The following is a 13,931-nucleotide window of genomic DNA, read 5'->3' on the forward strand; positions in this document are numbered from 1 at the left end:
CAGCCTCCGTCATGCTCTCGCGAGGTCGATGGTCACCGGCCGCCATTCCGCGTCGTGCCGGTCGCGCTCGTAGCAGCGCACATAGGTCTTGGAGCCGATGACCCGCATGGCGTCGCGGATCGCCTCCATGGCCCGCTGCCAACGCTCGTCCTCGATGTCGAGGCGCAGGAGCATGAAGATCTCGGCGCGGTTGATCTGGCCCGCCTTGTCCGTGTTGAAGGCGCGGGTGACGATGGCGCGGATCTCGGGGCGGCTGTCGGCCGACCACTCCATCAGGCACTCGTCGATCAGCTCCTTGGCGTGCTGGAGCTGCGGCCCGAAGTCGATGTTGTCCTGAACCTGGACCTGCACCTTCATCAGGCCGTCGAAGGTGGTGAAGGTTTTGTTGCCCTTCGCGCCACCTTTGCTGGTGCCGTACTCCTGCGCGAGGATGGCTTCGAAGGCGCCGAGATCGTCGAAGGTGTGCTGCTTGAAGCGGCTGATCTGCGCCGACAGGGCCTTGGCATAGCCCATCACCTTGCGGACGGTCTCGTCCTCCAGCTTGTCGGCCGGCTTTATGGTGTCGACCGGCACGAGATTGCCCTTGGCGTCGGGCATGTAGATCTTGCCGTGCACCTCGACGGTGCCGGGCTCAAGGACCGCAGGCTCAGACATTGTGATCTCCGTTGGGAAGGGCGCGGGCGTTGTCGGCCGACGCGTGAGGGCATTTCCGGCAGGCGTGAAAGAGGCGCGCGCGCAGTGACGACGTTGCGCGGAAGGGCTGCTTCTGCTCGTCGAGACAGCGGTCACGGCCGATATCGCCGAGCACGGGGCACACGACGGTCGCGCCCATGAGCGCGCCGCGGACCACCTCCTCGACACGGGCGACGTTGCCGCGATAGGTGCCGGAGATGATGTTGCTGAGGACGGCCGGGCTGTAGTTGATGCGCTTGGCCGTCACGGCGCCCGATGTGCGCGTCATCTCCTGGGCGAGCACGAGCACCCAATCCGGCAGTTCTTCGCCCCAGGTGGCGCGCGCCTTGGCGACGTAGTCGATGCCCGCGGCCATGCCGGGCAGAGGTCCGCGGTTCACGGCGTCACCTCCTTCGCCTCGGGCTGGCCGAGCACGGTGTTGCTGTTCGGATCGAAGACGAGGTGCGTGCGCAGGATGCGCGGCGGCTCGGCGCCGAGATTGCGCACGAAGTGGAACTCGGCCTCATGCCCGCGGCCGCCGCCCGCCTTGAGGCGCGCGAGCACGCCCACCTCGGCAAGGTGGCGGACGTACCGCTGAACGGTCGGCCGCGGGATGGCCCGTAGCTCGGTGCTGGCGGCTTCCTGCAACGCCGACACCGTGAAGCGCTTGAGCATCTTCATGGTGCGCCAGAGCGTCTCGGTGGCCGTCTCGGGAAAGGCGCTGCCGTCGCGGGCGAGCCGGGGCGCATCGCGCGAGGTGCGGGCGAGCCGGTAGTGGTAGCGGCCGTGGCGGATGCCGCGCACCGCCTCAACATGGTCGACCGCGAGATAGCCGGCTTTGGCCAGGCGCTTCACATAGTCGGCGACGGTCGCCTCATGGACGTTGGTCGCACCGACGATGTCGGCCAGGGTGAAGGTGCCTTGCTCGGCGGCGCGCTGGATGAGCTGCCAGAAGCCCGCATGGCCGCGCGGCACGCGAAGGTGCATGGCGACGTGTTCGACGAGAGGACGGCGCATTATGCGGCCCTCCCCAGGCGGCGGCTCTCCTCCAGCTCGCGGGCGAAGCGCACGACAATGCGCCGCGTGTTGCCGCGCTCGGCATCGACGATCTGCGCGAGGCGGGCGTCGTCGATGTCCAGCTCGGGGCAGTAGCTGCGGGCGAGCAGGCGGGCGTCCTCGACGTCGCAGGGCACGGCCTGGACGAACTCGAGCATGCGGTTGTGGACCCGCTCGAAGGCCTCCAGCTGGCCCGGCAGCGTCTCCTCGCCGATCAGGATGACCGGGGCGAGGCTCTTGTCGTGCAGCTCGCGCAGCAGGTCGACGAAGCGCTTCTGCGCGATGAAGTGCGCCTCGTCGACGATGAGCGGGCGCATCGGATCGGCCGCGAGCACCATGATGGCCTGCTCGACCATGTCGGCGATGGCGCCGCGCGGGCGCTGCCCCAGCTCGACCAGGATGGAGCGCAGGAGGCTCTTGGCGGTCGTGAACTGCCCCACCTCGACATAGGTGGCGCGGGTGACGTTGGCCCCGTAGGTGGCCGCCTTGGTCTTGCCGAGGCCGGAGCGCCCGAAGAAGCAGGCCATGCCCGGCAGGTCCGGCGCGCGGTTGATCACGCGCTTGATCAGGCCGTTGAACGCGGCGACGTTCTTGAGGGGAGCCGGCTTCTTGACCGTTTGTGCGTCGACTGTCATGCTTTCCTCGGTTCGACTTTCGGCCCGGCCTTCGCGCCGGGCCTTCTTCTTGGGCTCACGCAAACAACCACTCGTCCCCGAAGTCCCGGTGGAGATCCTGGTGGGCGAGGTACTCGGCACTCGTCTGGTAGCGGCCGAGCCACAGCGCCTCGTCGGTCGAGACGCCCTGGCCGGCGGCAATCCGGCGCTCCAGTTCCACCGCGCGGCGGAAGCGGTGCTTCGGCTGCTCGGGGAAGGCTTTCACGGTGCTCTCAGGGGCCGGCACCGGAGCGTCGGCCTCGGCTGCGGCAACCAGTTCGGCATGGATGGCGGCATCGTCCGGCCGCAGCTCGACCGGGCGCGCGTGACGCGGCGTCATCGCCTCGATCGCAGCCTCGATCTGCGGCGTGGTGTGCTCGACGCGCGGCTTCGGCAGCTCGACCAGCTTGCCGGCATCGCGGGCGGCCTGCCGCATGACGAGATCGGCAAGGCGCGGCCCCTTGGCGAGCTTCTTCACCTCGGCCTTCACGGGCGCCATGCGCTCGTCGATGATGCGCTTCTGCTCGGCCTTAACCGCGCGGACGGCGGCCGCCGGATCGATGCCGGCGAGGACGGGACAGGTCGCCTCGCCGAGGAATTCGTCGCCCTCGGGCGTGAACAGATAGGCGCGGCCGAGGTCGGCGGGATCCATGCGCACGAGCACGCGGGTCTCGGGCATGAGATGCGGCACGAGATACCAGTTGTGATCGATGCGGATGCCCGACTTGCTGACGGTGCGGATGCCGTCGCGGCCGGCGATCGGCATGAGCAGGATGTCGAGGGCGCGCTCGTCGACGGTGCGGATGGCCTCGCGCGACGCGCTGACCAGCTCGAAGGGCGTGCGCTTGCCGAGGCCGGCGTGCGGCTCGTGCATGTACATGGCCTCGACCCAGCGGTCGCATTCGCGCTGCAGGTCGGCGCCGGTCAGCGCTACGCAGAACGTCTCGGCCGGATCCTCGCCCAGGCGGGCCGCGAAGGCCTTGCGCTGCTCGATCTGCTTCCGGTCGGCCACGTCATGGCCGATGAAGCCTTCCAGCAGCGGCATGAGGCCGCGCTGCAGGGTGCCGATGGCGCGCTCGACGAAGGCCTTTTCCTCGGGCGTGAACGGCTGGGAATAGGACACGTCGATGCCGAGGTTCGCCATCAGCATCGTCGTCTGCCGGGCCGTGAAATCGCTGCCGTTGTCGGTCTTCACCCGATCAGGCGCGCCCCAGGCGAGGACGGTGCGCCGCATCAGGGCACAGACGGCGGCGGCGCGTGGCGTCCGGCTGACCGAGATCAGCAGGCGACGCGAATAGACGTCGATCGCGGCATAGATCGAGTGCCGCCCGTCCGAGCACAGCACGTCGGCCGGCGAGGCGTCGATCATCCAGAGCTGGTTGAGGCGCGTGACGTGCCGGTAGGAGTTGCGGCCCGATGCGCGATACTTCGACTTGAAGGCGTCCGGGTTGGTGAGGGCTGTCAGCTCGACCTTCAGCTCTTCCTTCCATCGGCCGATCGCCCACTGGATAGTGCGCAGAGGCGGCACGGGAACGCGGCGGATCTCGCCGTGCCGTGAAACGAGGTCCAGCCCGCCTTCAAACTGCGCTTCAAGCGCGCGCCGGAGGTGCTTCGCGGTGAGGTGCGGCTGCTTGACCAGGAGCGCCAGCAGGAAGGTCTTCACCTCGCCGCCGTTGGCCTGATCGAGGACGCCGCAGCCCTTCCGCGCTGCTGCCTTGTCGACGCCGAGGCGCTTGGTGCGCCCGTCGCGGCGGGCTGCCCGCCACCGAAACAGCGTCGAGGGCGTGATCGAGCGGACATGGCGCCGGATCCAGTCGGCGACTTCGATGCGGTCGGAATTGTAGAGGTCGCAGAAGTGCTGATCCGCGAGGCGCTTGGTGACGCCCGACTCGGCAATGTAGCGATCGAGGATCTGCAGAAGCGCTAGGCGCGCGTCCCGTGCCTCCGCTGCCCGGCCGCACAGGTCCGAAGTCTCGGACTCTGCCGGTGACTGCGAGGCCTGCAGGACAACAGGCACCTCGACGGCCTGAAGGTGGCGGCCGAGATAGGCGGCGCGGGCCTCGGCCGGGAGTGCTTCGAGCGGGTACTCACGCCCGCCGCCGCGGCCGATGCGGTCGCGGAAGGGCCATTTTTCCTGCTTAGCGCGCAGGATCAATCCCGCCTTGGTAAAGGGAAGGCCAGGAAGGCCGGCCTCCGCGATTTCGCGCGCCGTCAGCCATTGTTTCACCGGGGAGATAGGAGCGTTCACCGGCGGGCCCTCCACTCCGCATCGGCGGCAGCGATTTGGCGCTCGAGTTCGTCCTTCAGCTCCTTAGCGCGCTCCCGTTTGAGCAGAGCCTCGTAGCGGCTGGGCACAGCAATGAGAGCAGCTGCATCGAGCAGGGCATTAAGAGGCCGCTCGTCGCCGGTGACGGACACGAGAGCAATGAGGCGCGTGGCCGAGATCTGATGCGTGCCGGCCTTGGCTTGGCTGGCATAGGCTTCCAGCATCGACACCGGGACATCCTCACCGAGAAATTCCGACATGCGCCGCGCAACGACCTCTCGGGAGAGGCCGCAGTCGCGCAGGCACTGCGACACGGCGCGCGACAGGCGGGCGGCAAGCGTGCCGGCCCGCACGACCTCCTCGCCGAACCGGGCCACGACGGGCGCCGGCTGGAAATCGCGGAAGAGGTCGAGGGTGTTGGTGTCGCGCTGCCGGGCCATGGTCACCCTCGCCCAAAAGGGGCCGGGCGGGCGGAACCCGCCCGGCCAAGGCTAGGGAGGAAACGCCCATAGAGGGCACGGGTTAGCCCCGCCACCGACCACTGACGCAGGTCGCGCGCTCCCCCTACACTCGACGCGTCACCAAACGAGTCGGGAGAAATGGGGATGAGTGAAGACTGGCGAAGTCGCGTGGAGGCTCGCTTGGACGAATTGGATACCGAACTCCTTGCTGTGCAGGATGCGGCGTTCAACGGCTTCTGGCCTGCCCTGGCGGTGGCGTTTGCCTTGATCGACGAAGGCATGATCGAGAAGGCGAGACTGCTCGAATTCATCGAGGCTCTCCGTGATCTCGCCGCCGCTTGGGCAGAGCCAGGACGCGGCGAAGACGCCGTGCTCGTTCTCCAGCAGGTGGAAGAGTTGGTGTCGGGGGCGGATCTGGAACCCGGTCGGGTACTCCAGGAACTCCGAACACTAATTCGTGTAGAGGCGCTGATAGCGACCCTGAAGCCACGAGGGCGTCCTCGGCGCGGATCCGAATGACTTCGTCGGCCGTAGCACGAATGCCGCCAAAGGCATCGGCCATCGCAAGGCTCTGTGCCGCCTTTCGGAATGCCAGGAATCGGTCGCGACCGCGCATCACAGCGCCCCTCGCACCAGCCGCACGAGCCTCTCGGCCTCGTTGGCCCAAACCCACACGGCGCCAACGAACAGCGCGAGGCACACCAGCTCGAAGGCGTCGCGGGCAAAGGCACGGGTGGTGGGCAGAAAATGCCTGTCTGGCCGATGGCGATTTTCAGACGGGGAACGCGTCATGCTGCCGCTCCCATGTCAGGACGCCCATGCACGTTTTGGCTGGTGGCGCCTGTGCGGCACGCGCTATCCTGCGTGCCGGATGATGGTGTCTCGTAGCGATCGGGCCAAAGGTCCGCCGGTTCGAGGCCGAGAAAGGCGGCGAGTGCCTTCTCACCGGCGAAATGCCGGCGGATGAGGGCCGAGCGACACGCGGAAGGATCGAGCTTTGCATCGGTCGCGATCTTCGTCAGCGTGCTCTTGCGCCGGTGCACCTCGGCCTTGATGGTGAACCTGTCCCAGCGTTTGCGGGCCATCTCATTCTCCGGATCGTCCGGCCCTGGCAGGGGCCGGTTTTTTCGGTCTTTCGGGTGCACGTTCGTGCTCCCGTTCGTGTTCACAGCGAATCAGAATATGAACCCTTTAAGGATCATCGTCAACTTGATCGACCACTTTACGGTTCATCGTTCCCGATCCGAGGACGACCAGCACGGTATCGGTTGGCGGAATTGGGGTTTGAGATGTCTGTAAAGTCAGGCGCCGACGGCGACGAACGCTTTACGGATCAGGAGCTGAACCATAAAGCGTTCACTGAGAGGCTGCGCACTTTGCTGGACGGGCGCTCCGCGCGAGCGTTCGCCCAGCTCGCCGGCGTCCCGACGACGACCTTTAACAAGATCGTCAACGGCGTATCGGAGCCCACGAGACCGACACTCATTGCGATTGCGCGGGCTGCCGGAGTCTCTCTCGACTGGCTCGCCGCTGGCAGAGGGCCAATGCGGCTTACGGTTGAGCCGCCCATCCTGGGCAGTGCACCGCGGCTTTCGGTGCTGGCGAGCGCGATTTCGCTTGTCGAAGAATGGCTTGAAGAGAACAACCGCGTCATGACGCCGGAGAAAAAAGCGGATGCCGCCGCAAAGATTTATCAACTTATCATGGAGGACATTTCCGAGGGGCATACGCCAATTGATAGGCGCCGAGCGCATCAGATATTGCGCCTCGTCGCCTGAGGCGATCGTTTCGGGGCAATCATGAGCGCACGTGTTTCTGATGACGAAAGGGAAGTTATAAGGCAACTGCGGGGCGACTTACTTGGTCAGAGCGACCGAGTAGCTAGCTCTGGGAGGGCGAAACGTAAGAAATCCCCCCGCCCAATTACACTTAATGTTTCAGGCGGAATTCACAGCAGCTCAGTGTTTATTTTGGTCGGCAACGACATTATCGAGAATGGATCATGAAACGGTCAGATGTCATTCCAAAGGCAGCTCGCTGGCTGGCCCTGCTGGCCGCCGCAGCAATTCCAAAGACATTGCCGGCCAATGCCGACGAGACCAACCGCGTCGATCAAATATATATTCCGGTAAATAAGGTGGCTGCTGACCTCGGCTTGGGCGACCGCTTATTGCCATTGCGGTGCGCGAGAGTCGAAGGCCAATTTGAATGCCTGTATACTTGGAGCAGGCCGGGCATGATCTCAGCCCTAGGCGATGAGGGGACGCGCCAACTCCAAAGCATTGCGGTGTATCTGCCGACAACGAAGCAACTTCCAGCCGATGTTGCGAATGTTGTGGCTATGTTTCTGCGGGCGTTCTCGCCTCAACTGGATCAGTCCGCGATGGGCAAGGCGCTTGCCAGTCTCGCGGATGGAGCTGCTGGCCCAGATCGCCGCGGTACGGTCAAGTTCGATGCGGTGAGTTACGCCTTGCTTGGCAACGACGGTCGCCACGTTCGACTTTATGTGACTTTGGAGGAGTGAGGCGCGTCGCGTCGACTCGCGTGTGATGTTGCGCGACCACTCCGCCAGCAATTCGGGTCGCATCCGTTCTTGCACATTCATCCTGTCGGCTGGCGCCTCCGCTAAGGCTCAAAACACCAAGGGCCAATTGCGGTTGCGCCCGTTCGATCCCGCCTAATTCCGGATACTCCCGGCTAGCACCTGTTCTTGCACTTCACAGAAACGGCGGCCCGTGCAGCGGCCCATGGCGCAGCCTTCGGAGCAGGCAAGGCGGCAGGGCTCGCCGCGCTCCTGCATGATGTCGGCAAGTATTCGCCTGACTTTGCGGCCCGGCTCGAGGGCGGCAAGACGAGGGTGGACCACTCGACGGCGGGGGCTGCCCTCGTCCTGGAACTCGCCACGGGCAACGACCGTCTCATTGCGGAGATCATCTCATACGCCATCGCCGGTCATCATGCCGGCCTGCCCGACAAGCGGGGGGAAAGTCTCGCTGCCTTGAGTGACCGGCTGACGGGTTTTTCGCACGCCAGGCTCGACCCTGTCTGGCGCGAGGAACTGGCGCCCGACGCGAGCGGCCTCCTGCCGGCCTTCTCTTGGGAGCCGCCACCGGCGCGCGAGGCGACACATCGCGAAGTGGAGGCTTCCCGAGCGCGCCTCGCCTTCCAGTTCGCCTTTCTCGGCCGCATGCTCTTCTCCTGTCTCGTCGATGCCGACTTCAAGGACACCGAGGCCTTCTACGGTCGCGTCGAGGGGCGACAACTCGAGCGTGAATGGCCAGCGTTGCAGACGGTCCTTCCGGGCCTGCTGGCCGCCTACGAGCGACGGATGGGGGACCTGCGCAACAGCAATTCGGAAGTGAACAGCGTCCGCAGCGCGGTGCTCGACCACGTGCGCAGCCGTGCCGGCGAGGCGCCCGGCCTGTTCACGCTCACCGTGCCGACCGGGGGCGGCAAGACACTCGCTTCGCTCGGCTTCGCGCTCGATCACGCCCGGATCCACGGGCATCGCCGCATCATCTACGCCATTCCCTTCACCTCCATCATCGACCAGACGGCGGAAATTTTCCGGGATATCCTGGGCGCGGCGGTGGTGCTCGAGCATCATTCGGCCATCGACTCCGGTCGGCTGCGGCGCGAAGAGGCGCGCATGGCGGACAGTGATGCCGCGAGCCGGGACAAGCTGAAGCTGGCGATGGAGGACTGGGCCGCACCCGTCGTCGTCACCACGAATGTGCAGCTGTTCGAGAGCCTGTTTGCCGCCCGGCCGTCGCGCTGCCGCAAGCTGCACAACGTCGCCGGCAGCATCATCATCCTCGACGAGGCGCAGACCTTGCCGCGTCCGTTGCTGGCGCCGGCCGTGGCCGCGCTTCGGGAGCTCGCCGCCAATTACCGCTGCAGCATCGTGCTGTGCACGGCGACGCAGCCGGCGCTCGATGCCGACAGGTTCCCGGCCGGCCATCCCGTCGGCCTGCCGCTCGCCGGCCGGGAACTGGCGCCCGAGCCGCAGGACCTGGCCCGCAAGCTTCGGCGCGTGACGCTTCGCTTCGCCGGCGAGATGGACGATGCGGCGCTCGTCGCCGCCCTCATGGACCAGAGCCAGGGCCTCGTCGTCGTCAATAGTCGCAAGCATGCCCTTGCACTCTATCGGTCTGCGCAGGCCGCGGGGCTCGACGGAGCTGTGCATCTTTCGACCCGGCAGCACGCCGTCGACAGGCGCGCCATTCTCGCTGAAATCCGGCGGATGCTGATGGAGGGGCGTCCTTGCCGTGTCATCGCCACCTCGTTGGTGGAAGCGGGTGTCGACCTCGATTTCCCGAAGGTCTGGCGGGCCGAGGCAGGGCTGGATCAGGTGGCGCAGGCGGCCGGCCGCTGCAACCGGGAAGGGCGGCGGCCTCTGGAGGAGAGCATCGTCACGATCTTCACCGCGCCCGACCATCCTCCGCCGTCCGAGATCAAGAGTCTGAGCGGCGATCTCGGGCGCATGGCGGACAAGCACGAGGATCTCCTGTCGCCACAGGCCATGGAGGATTTCTTCGGCGAGGTCTACTGGCGCGTCGGCCCGGAGGGGCTCGACAAGGAGAAGATCCTGTCGCGCTTCCGCATGGGCCCGGGCCGTGGCGGCATCGAGACGGACTTTGCCTATCGCACGGTGGCCGAGAAATTCCGCATGATCGAAAGCGGCATGAAGCCGGTGATTGTGGCGAATACGCCGGAGGCGTGGTCGATCGTGGACAGGCTCGGCGTCGAGACCATTCCGTCCGGGACATTGGCGCGACAGGTGCAGCCCTATGTCGTGCAGGTGCCGCCTCAGGCGCGGATCGCGCTGATGGCAGCCGGTCACGTTGCCTTCCACGCCGAGAAGCTTCGCGCCGACCAATTCGCCGTGCTGGTAGCGGACAGCCTGTATCGGCCCGATGTCGGCCTTTTGTGGGACGATGCGGACTATCTCCGGCCGGAGCAGTGGATGGTATGAGGACAGGTGCGCTCCATGTGCGACAGTCCGCATTCCGGTTAGAGAGAGCTGCCAATCCCTTCAGCATCGGACAAACGCCCATCAGGGAACTCGAGCCGACGCCGCTAGGATATCGGAAATGCTTGCATGGGCCGCCACGGCGCGGTTTACTTTGTGCAGCAAGCGCTTTCTTTCTTCATCGTTTCGCGGTTCTATTGATATGGGGCGATTCAAGGTATTTATTGGAATGAAATGCCTGAATAGAGATATATGATAAAATAAAAAAGTTTTAAAGGAAGTCAGTACTGAGTCAAAATTCGTCCGTCCATGCGTAATCTGCGGGGGTGTTCAGTTCACGTAAGTCTATAGTGGGTTGGGGGGCAATCGTGGCTTATGGAATTCGTCTGCACGTCTCGGGCAATTACGCCTGTTTCACTAGGCCGGAGACCAAGGTTGAGCGCGTTTCCTATGACGTGATGACCCCGTCGGCGGCGCGCGGCATTCTGGAATCGATCCACTGGAAGCCGGCGATCCGCTGGGTCATCGACGCGATCCATGTGCTGAAGCCGGTCCGGTTCCGGTCCATCCGTCGCAACGAGGTGGGCAGCAAGATCCCTGCCGGCACGGTGAGGGCGGCCATGAACCGGGGCAGCCTGGCGGGCCTTGCCCTCAAGGTGGAGGACAGCCGCCAGCAGCGTGCCGCCACCGTCCTCGTCGACGTCGCCTATGTCATCGAGGCTCATTTCGTGCTGACGGACAAGGCCGACGGCGACGAGAGCGAGGGCAAGCATCTCGACATCTTCAACCGCCGGGCCGAGCGTGGCCAGTGCTTCCACCAGCCTTGCCTCGGCACGCGCGAGTTCGCCGCCGCCTTCTCCCTCATCGCGCCGGATGCGCCGATGCCGGCGCCCGAGCCGGAACACCGGACAGACGACCTGGGTTTCGGCCGGCCGCGCGATCTCGGCCTGATGCTGTGGGACATCGACCATCAGGCGGCGGGGCGGCCGTCGCTGTTCTTCCGCGCCCGGCTCGACAACGGCGTGATGCGCGTGCCCCGTCCCGGCTCGCCGGACATTCTGCGCTGAACCTTTCGTGGCCCGCCGCCCGTGACAGGGCGTGGGCGCAAGGATTGCGAAGGTCCCCATGAGCATTCTGGCATCCCTCGCCAAAGCCTACGACCGGCTTCCGAACGTGCCGCCCTTCGGTTTCTCGACCGAGAAGATCGGCTTCGTCATCTCGCTGAACGAGGACGGCAGCGTCGCTTCCGTCAGCGATCTGCGCGACGGGACGGGGAAGAAGAAGGTGCCGCGGCTGATGCAGGTGCCGCAACCGGTGAAGCGCACCGTCGCCATCGCGCCGAATTTCCTGTGGGACAAGACCTCCTACCTGCTCGGCGTCACGGCTGGCGAAGGCAAGCGGACGGCGGACGAGCACAGGGCTTTTTGCGAGATGCATCGCGGCGCCCTGGCCGGCACCGCCGATCCCGGTCTCCTGGCTCTTCTCCGCTTTCTCGACCAGTGGTCGCCCGAGCGGTTCACTCAGCCGCTGTGGCCGGAGGAGATGAAGGATCAGAATGTCATCTTCGCGCTCGAGAGTGAGCGGCTGCAGAATATCTACCTGCACGACCGGCCCGCCGCCCGGGCGCTGTGGGTGGACGTCGGTGCGCGAAACGGCGACACCGAGGCGGTGTGCCTCGTCACGGGCACGATGGGCCCGATTGCGCGGCTGCACCCGGCGATCAAGGGGGTGTGGGGCGCGCAATCGTCCGGCGCCTCCATCGTTTCCTTCAACCTCGATGCCTTCACCTCCTACGGCCACGAGCAGGGGGAGAACGCGCCCGTGTCCGAGGCGGCCGCTTTCAAATATGCGACGGCGCTCAACACCTTCCTCGCCGACGACAGGCATCGCATCCAGATCGGCGATGCGTCCACGGTATTCTGGGCGGATGCTTCGGATGCGCAGGTGGCGGAGGCGGCCGAAAGCTTCTTCAGCGCCTGGTTCGCATCGCAGCCGGACGAGGGGATCGAGGCCGGAAAGGTCGGCGATGCTCTCGGGCGCATGCGCCGTGGCATCCCGTTGAAGGACATCGAGCCCAAGCTCGCCGAAGGCGTCCGTTTCTATGTGCTCGGTCTTGCCCCCAATGCGGCGCGCCTGTCCATCCGCTTCTGGCTGGAGGACGATTTCGGCCGGCTCGCCGGCAATTACGCGCGCTTCGTCTCGGACATGGCGATCGAGCCGCCGCCGCGCGACGGCTATCCCCCGCTCTGGCGCTATCTCGCCGAGACGGCGGTGCTCGGCAAGCGCGAGAACGTGCCGCCCAATCTTGCCGGCGAGTGGATGCGCGCCATCCTCACCGGCACGCCCTATCCGCTGACGCTGCTCGCGACCGTGCTGATGCGCATCCGCGCGGACGGGGAGATCAATGCGCTGAGGGCCGGCATGCTGCGCGCGCTCCTCGTGCGCAATTTCGACATGGATCCCGCACGGACCGGGGCATCGGACAAGACGAAGGAGGCACCCGTGGCGCTCGACCCGCACAACAGGAACAAGGGCTATCTGCTCGGGCGGCTCTTCGCCGCCTACGAGCATGCGCAGATGGCCGCACTCGGCCGCAACGTCAACGCCACGATCAAGGACAAGTTTTACGGCGCGGCCTCCGCACAGCCGCGGAAGGTCTTTGCGCTCTTGGAAAAGGGATCGGCCAATCATCTGTCCAAGCTCGGCAAGCAGCGGCCGGGCCAGCGCATCTATCTGGAGCGCATCATTGGCGACATCCTCGAGGTGATGGATCCATCCAATGACCCGTTCCCGCCGTCGCTTTCGGCCGCCGAGCAGGCCCTGTTCGGCCTCGGCTACTACCACCAGCGCAACGAATTCTTCCGCAAGACCGATACCGTCACCGAGGAGGCCGCCCAATGACCGCGCTCGCCAATCGCTACGATTTCGTTCTCCTGTTCGATGTCTCCAAGGGCAATCCCAACGGTGATCCCGACGCCGGCAACCTGCCGCGCCTCGATCCCGAGACGAACCATGGGCTCGTCTCGGACGTGAGCCTGAAGCGCAAGATCCGCAACTATGTCGAGCTCGCACGTGATGGCGCGCCCGGTTGCCATATCTATGTGCAGGAAGGCGCCATCCTCAATGAGCAGCATCGCAAGGCCTATGTGGCGCTGCGCCCGGACGACGAGAAGGCGAAGAAGGAGGGCAAGCTCAACCCGAAGAATGACGAGGAAGCGCAGCGGCTGCGCGATTTCATGTGCCGGAACTTCTTCGACGTGCGCACCTTCGGCGCCGTCATGTCCACGGGCATCAACTGCGGCCAGGTGCGTGGCCCCGTGCAGATGACCTTCGCCCAATCCATCGAACCCATCGTGCCGCAGGAAATCTCCATCACGCGCATGGCCGCGACCAACGAGGCAGAGAAGAAGCAGCGGGCGGAAGGCAGCGAAGAGGACAACGGGCGCACCGACAACCGCACGATGGGCCGCAAGCATATCGTGCCCTACGGCCTCTATCGCGCCCATGGCTTCATTTCCGCCAAGCTCGCCGAGCGCACCGGCTTCGGCGAAGCCGATCTCGACCTCCTGCGCGAGGCCCTCGTCTCGATGTTCGAGCATGACCGCTCGGCCGCTCGCGGGGAGATGGCGTCGCGCAAGGTCATCGCCTTCAAGCACGCCAGTGCCCTTGGCAATGCGCCGGCCCATGCCTTGTTCGATCGCGTCGAGATTGGCCGCAACATCGCCGGCGAGCTCCGCAAAATCGACCGGCAGATCGACAACTATCCGCCGGCTCGGGCCTTTTCGGACTATGTCGTGACAATCAACCGCGCCAACCTGCCGGAGGGCGTCGAGGTCATCGAATGGCTGTGA

Annotated in this window: 15 protein-coding genes; 7 read left to right on the forward strand and 8 right to left on the reverse strand. The window is 65.6% G+C overall.

Annotated features, from left to right (window positions below):
- Positions 1 to 9 precede the first annotated feature (9 nt).
- The 6 genes from P2T65_RS17630 to P2T65_RS17655 are packed head-to-tail and all read right to left on the reverse strand — an operon-like array spanning position 10 to position 5,087.
- Positions 10 to 654: a DUF3164 family protein gene (locus P2T65_RS17630; RefSeq protein ID WP_276200388.1), complete on the reverse strand. Its 645-nt coding sequence runs from the start codon at positions 652 to 654 to the stop codon at positions 10 to 12.
- On the reverse strand, positions 647 to 1,072 hold the full coding sequence (locus P2T65_RS17635) for a transcriptional regulator (RefSeq protein ID WP_276200389.1): 426 nt from the start codon (positions 1,070 to 1,072) through the stop codon (positions 647 to 649). Before P2T65_RS17635 ends, P2T65_RS17630 begins: the two co-directional genes overlap by 8 nt.
- Entirely contained in the window at positions 1,069 to 1,689 is a 621-nt protein-coding gene (locus P2T65_RS17640) for a hypothetical protein (RefSeq protein ID WP_276200390.1), read from the reverse strand. Before P2T65_RS17640 ends, P2T65_RS17635 begins: the two co-directional genes overlap by 4 nt.
- The gene (locus P2T65_RS17645; RefSeq protein WP_183316246.1) at positions 1,689 to 2,363 is read right to left on the reverse strand and encodes an ATP-binding protein; all 675 of its coding nucleotides are present in this window, start codon (positions 2,361 to 2,363) and stop codon (positions 1,689 to 1,691) included. Before P2T65_RS17645 ends, P2T65_RS17640 begins: the two co-directional genes overlap by 1 nt.
- A gap of 55 nt (positions 2,364 to 2,418) precedes the next feature.
- Positions 2,419 to 4,629 (reverse strand): DDE-type integrase/transposase/recombinase, encoded by a 2,211-nt coding sequence (locus tag P2T65_RS17650; RefSeq protein WP_276200391.1) that lies wholly within the window; start codon positions 4,627 to 4,629, stop codon positions 2,419 to 2,421.
- Positions 4,626 to 5,087, reverse strand: coding sequence for a hypothetical protein (locus tag P2T65_RS17655; protein WP_183316244.1), 462 nt, complete (start codon positions 5,085 to 5,087; stop codon positions 4,626 to 4,628). The genes P2T65_RS17650 and P2T65_RS17655 overlap by 4 nt, the downstream gene beginning before the upstream one ends.
- 201 nt (positions 5,088 to 5,288) lie before the next feature.
- On the opposite strand from P2T65_RS17655, the gene P2T65_RS17660 reads away from it, so the two are divergent.
- Positions 5,289 to 5,627: a hypothetical protein gene (locus P2T65_RS17660; protein WP_276200392.1), complete on the forward strand. Its 339-nt coding sequence runs from the start codon at positions 5,289 to 5,291 to the stop codon at positions 5,625 to 5,627.
- Positions 5,628 to 5,723: 96 nt separating this feature from the next.
- Here P2T65_RS17660 and P2T65_RS17665 read toward each other — a convergent pair whose 3' ends face one another.
- Positions 5,724 to 5,900, reverse strand: a complete 177-nt coding sequence (locus P2T65_RS17665) for a hypothetical protein (protein ID WP_276200393.1) — start codon at positions 5,898 to 5,900, stop codon at positions 5,724 to 5,726.
- Positions 5,897 to 6,193 (reverse strand): helix-turn-helix domain-containing protein, encoded by a 297-nt coding sequence (locus P2T65_RS17670; RefSeq protein ID WP_183316241.1) that lies wholly within the window; start codon positions 6,191 to 6,193, stop codon positions 5,897 to 5,899. Before P2T65_RS17670 ends, P2T65_RS17665 begins: the two co-directional genes overlap by 4 nt.
- 204 nt (positions 6,194 to 6,397) lie before the next feature.
- Here P2T65_RS17670 and P2T65_RS17675 point away from each other — a divergent pair, with 204 nt between their 5' ends.
- The 6 genes from P2T65_RS17675 to cas7c all read left to right on the forward strand — a co-directional run bounded on the left by P2T65_RS17675 (position 6,398) and on the right by cas7c (position 13,931).
- Entirely contained in the window at positions 6,398 to 6,886 is a 489-nt protein-coding gene (locus P2T65_RS17675; protein WP_276200394.1) for a helix-turn-helix transcriptional regulator, read from the forward strand.
- A 224-nt stretch (positions 6,887 to 7,110) separates the two neighbouring features.
- Entirely contained in the window at positions 7,111 to 7,632 is a 522-nt protein-coding gene (locus tag P2T65_RS17680) for a hypothetical protein (protein ID WP_276200395.1), read from the forward strand.
- Between the two features lie 186 nt (positions 7,633 to 7,818).
- Positions 7,819 to 10,083, forward strand: a complete 2,265-nt coding sequence (locus P2T65_RS17685; protein ID WP_276200396.1) for a CRISPR-associated endonuclease Cas3'' — start codon at positions 7,819 to 7,821, stop codon at positions 10,081 to 10,083.
- Positions 10,084 to 10,448: 365 nt separating this feature from the next.
- Entirely contained in the window at positions 10,449 to 11,147 is a 699-nt protein-coding gene (gene cas5c, locus P2T65_RS17690) for a type I-C CRISPR-associated protein Cas5c (RefSeq protein WP_055457998.1), read from the forward strand.
- Between the two features lie 58 nt (positions 11,148 to 11,205).
- Positions 11,206 to 12,981 carry a type I-C CRISPR-associated protein Cas8c/Csd1 gene (gene cas8c / locus P2T65_RS17695; protein ID WP_276200397.1) on the forward strand — a complete coding sequence of 592 codons (1,776 nt, stop codon included), beginning with the start codon at positions 11,206 to 11,208 and terminating at the stop codon, positions 12,979 to 12,981.
- Positions 12,978 to 13,931 carry a type I-C CRISPR-associated protein Cas7/Csd2 gene (gene cas7c, locus P2T65_RS17700; RefSeq protein ID WP_055457999.1) on the forward strand — a complete coding sequence of 318 codons (954 nt, stop codon included), beginning with the start codon at positions 12,978 to 12,980 and terminating at the stop codon, positions 13,929 to 13,931. The genes cas8c and cas7c overlap by 4 nt, the downstream gene beginning before the upstream one ends.

The sequence above is a fragment of the Chelatococcus sp. XZ-Ab1 genome (assembly GCF_029309855.1).
GTDB lineage: Bacteria > Pseudomonadota > Alphaproteobacteria > Rhizobiales > Beijerinckiaceae > Chelatococcus_A > Chelatococcus_A sambhunathii.

What these genes read in the sequence shown, in the direction of transcription:
- P2T65_RS17630 (WP_276200388.1), bottom strand. Translation starts at nt 654, where the DNA reads ATGTCTGAGCCTGCGGTCCTTGAGCCCGGCACCGTCGAGGTGCACGGC.
- P2T65_RS17640 (WP_276200390.1), bottom strand. Translation starts at nt 1,689, where the DNA reads ATGCGCCGTCCTCTCGTCGAACACGTCGCCATGCACCTTCGCGTGCCG.
- P2T65_RS17645 (WP_183316246.1), bottom strand. Translation starts at nt 2,363, where the DNA reads ATGACAGTCGACGCACAAACGGTCAAGAAGCCGGCTCCCCTCAAGAAC.
- P2T65_RS17655 (WP_183316244.1), bottom strand. Translation starts at nt 5,087, where the DNA reads ATGGCCCGGCAGCGCGACACCAACACCCTCGACCTCTTCCGCGATTTC.
- P2T65_RS17665 (WP_276200393.1), bottom strand. Translation starts at nt 5,900, where the DNA reads ATGACGCGTTCCCCGTCTGAAAATCGCCATCGGCCAGACAGGCATTTT.
- P2T65_RS17670 (WP_183316241.1), bottom strand. Translation starts at nt 6,193, where the DNA reads ATGGCCCGCAAACGCTGGGACAGGTTCACCATCAAGGCCGAGGTGCAC.
- P2T65_RS17675 (WP_276200394.1), top strand. Translation starts at nt 6,398, where the DNA reads ATGTCTGTAAAGTCAGGCGCCGACGGCGACGAACGCTTTACGGATCAG.
- P2T65_RS17680 (WP_276200395.1), top strand. Translation starts at nt 7,111, where the DNA reads ATGAAACGGTCAGATGTCATTCCAAAGGCAGCTCGCTGGCTGGCCCTG.
- cas8c (WP_276200397.1), top strand. Translation starts at nt 11,206, where the DNA reads ATGAGCATTCTGGCATCCCTCGCCAAAGCCTACGACCGGCTTCCGAAC.
- cas7c (WP_055457999.1), top strand. Translation starts at nt 12,978, where the DNA reads ATGACCGCGCTCGCCAATCGCTACGATTTCGTTCTCCTGTTCGATGTC.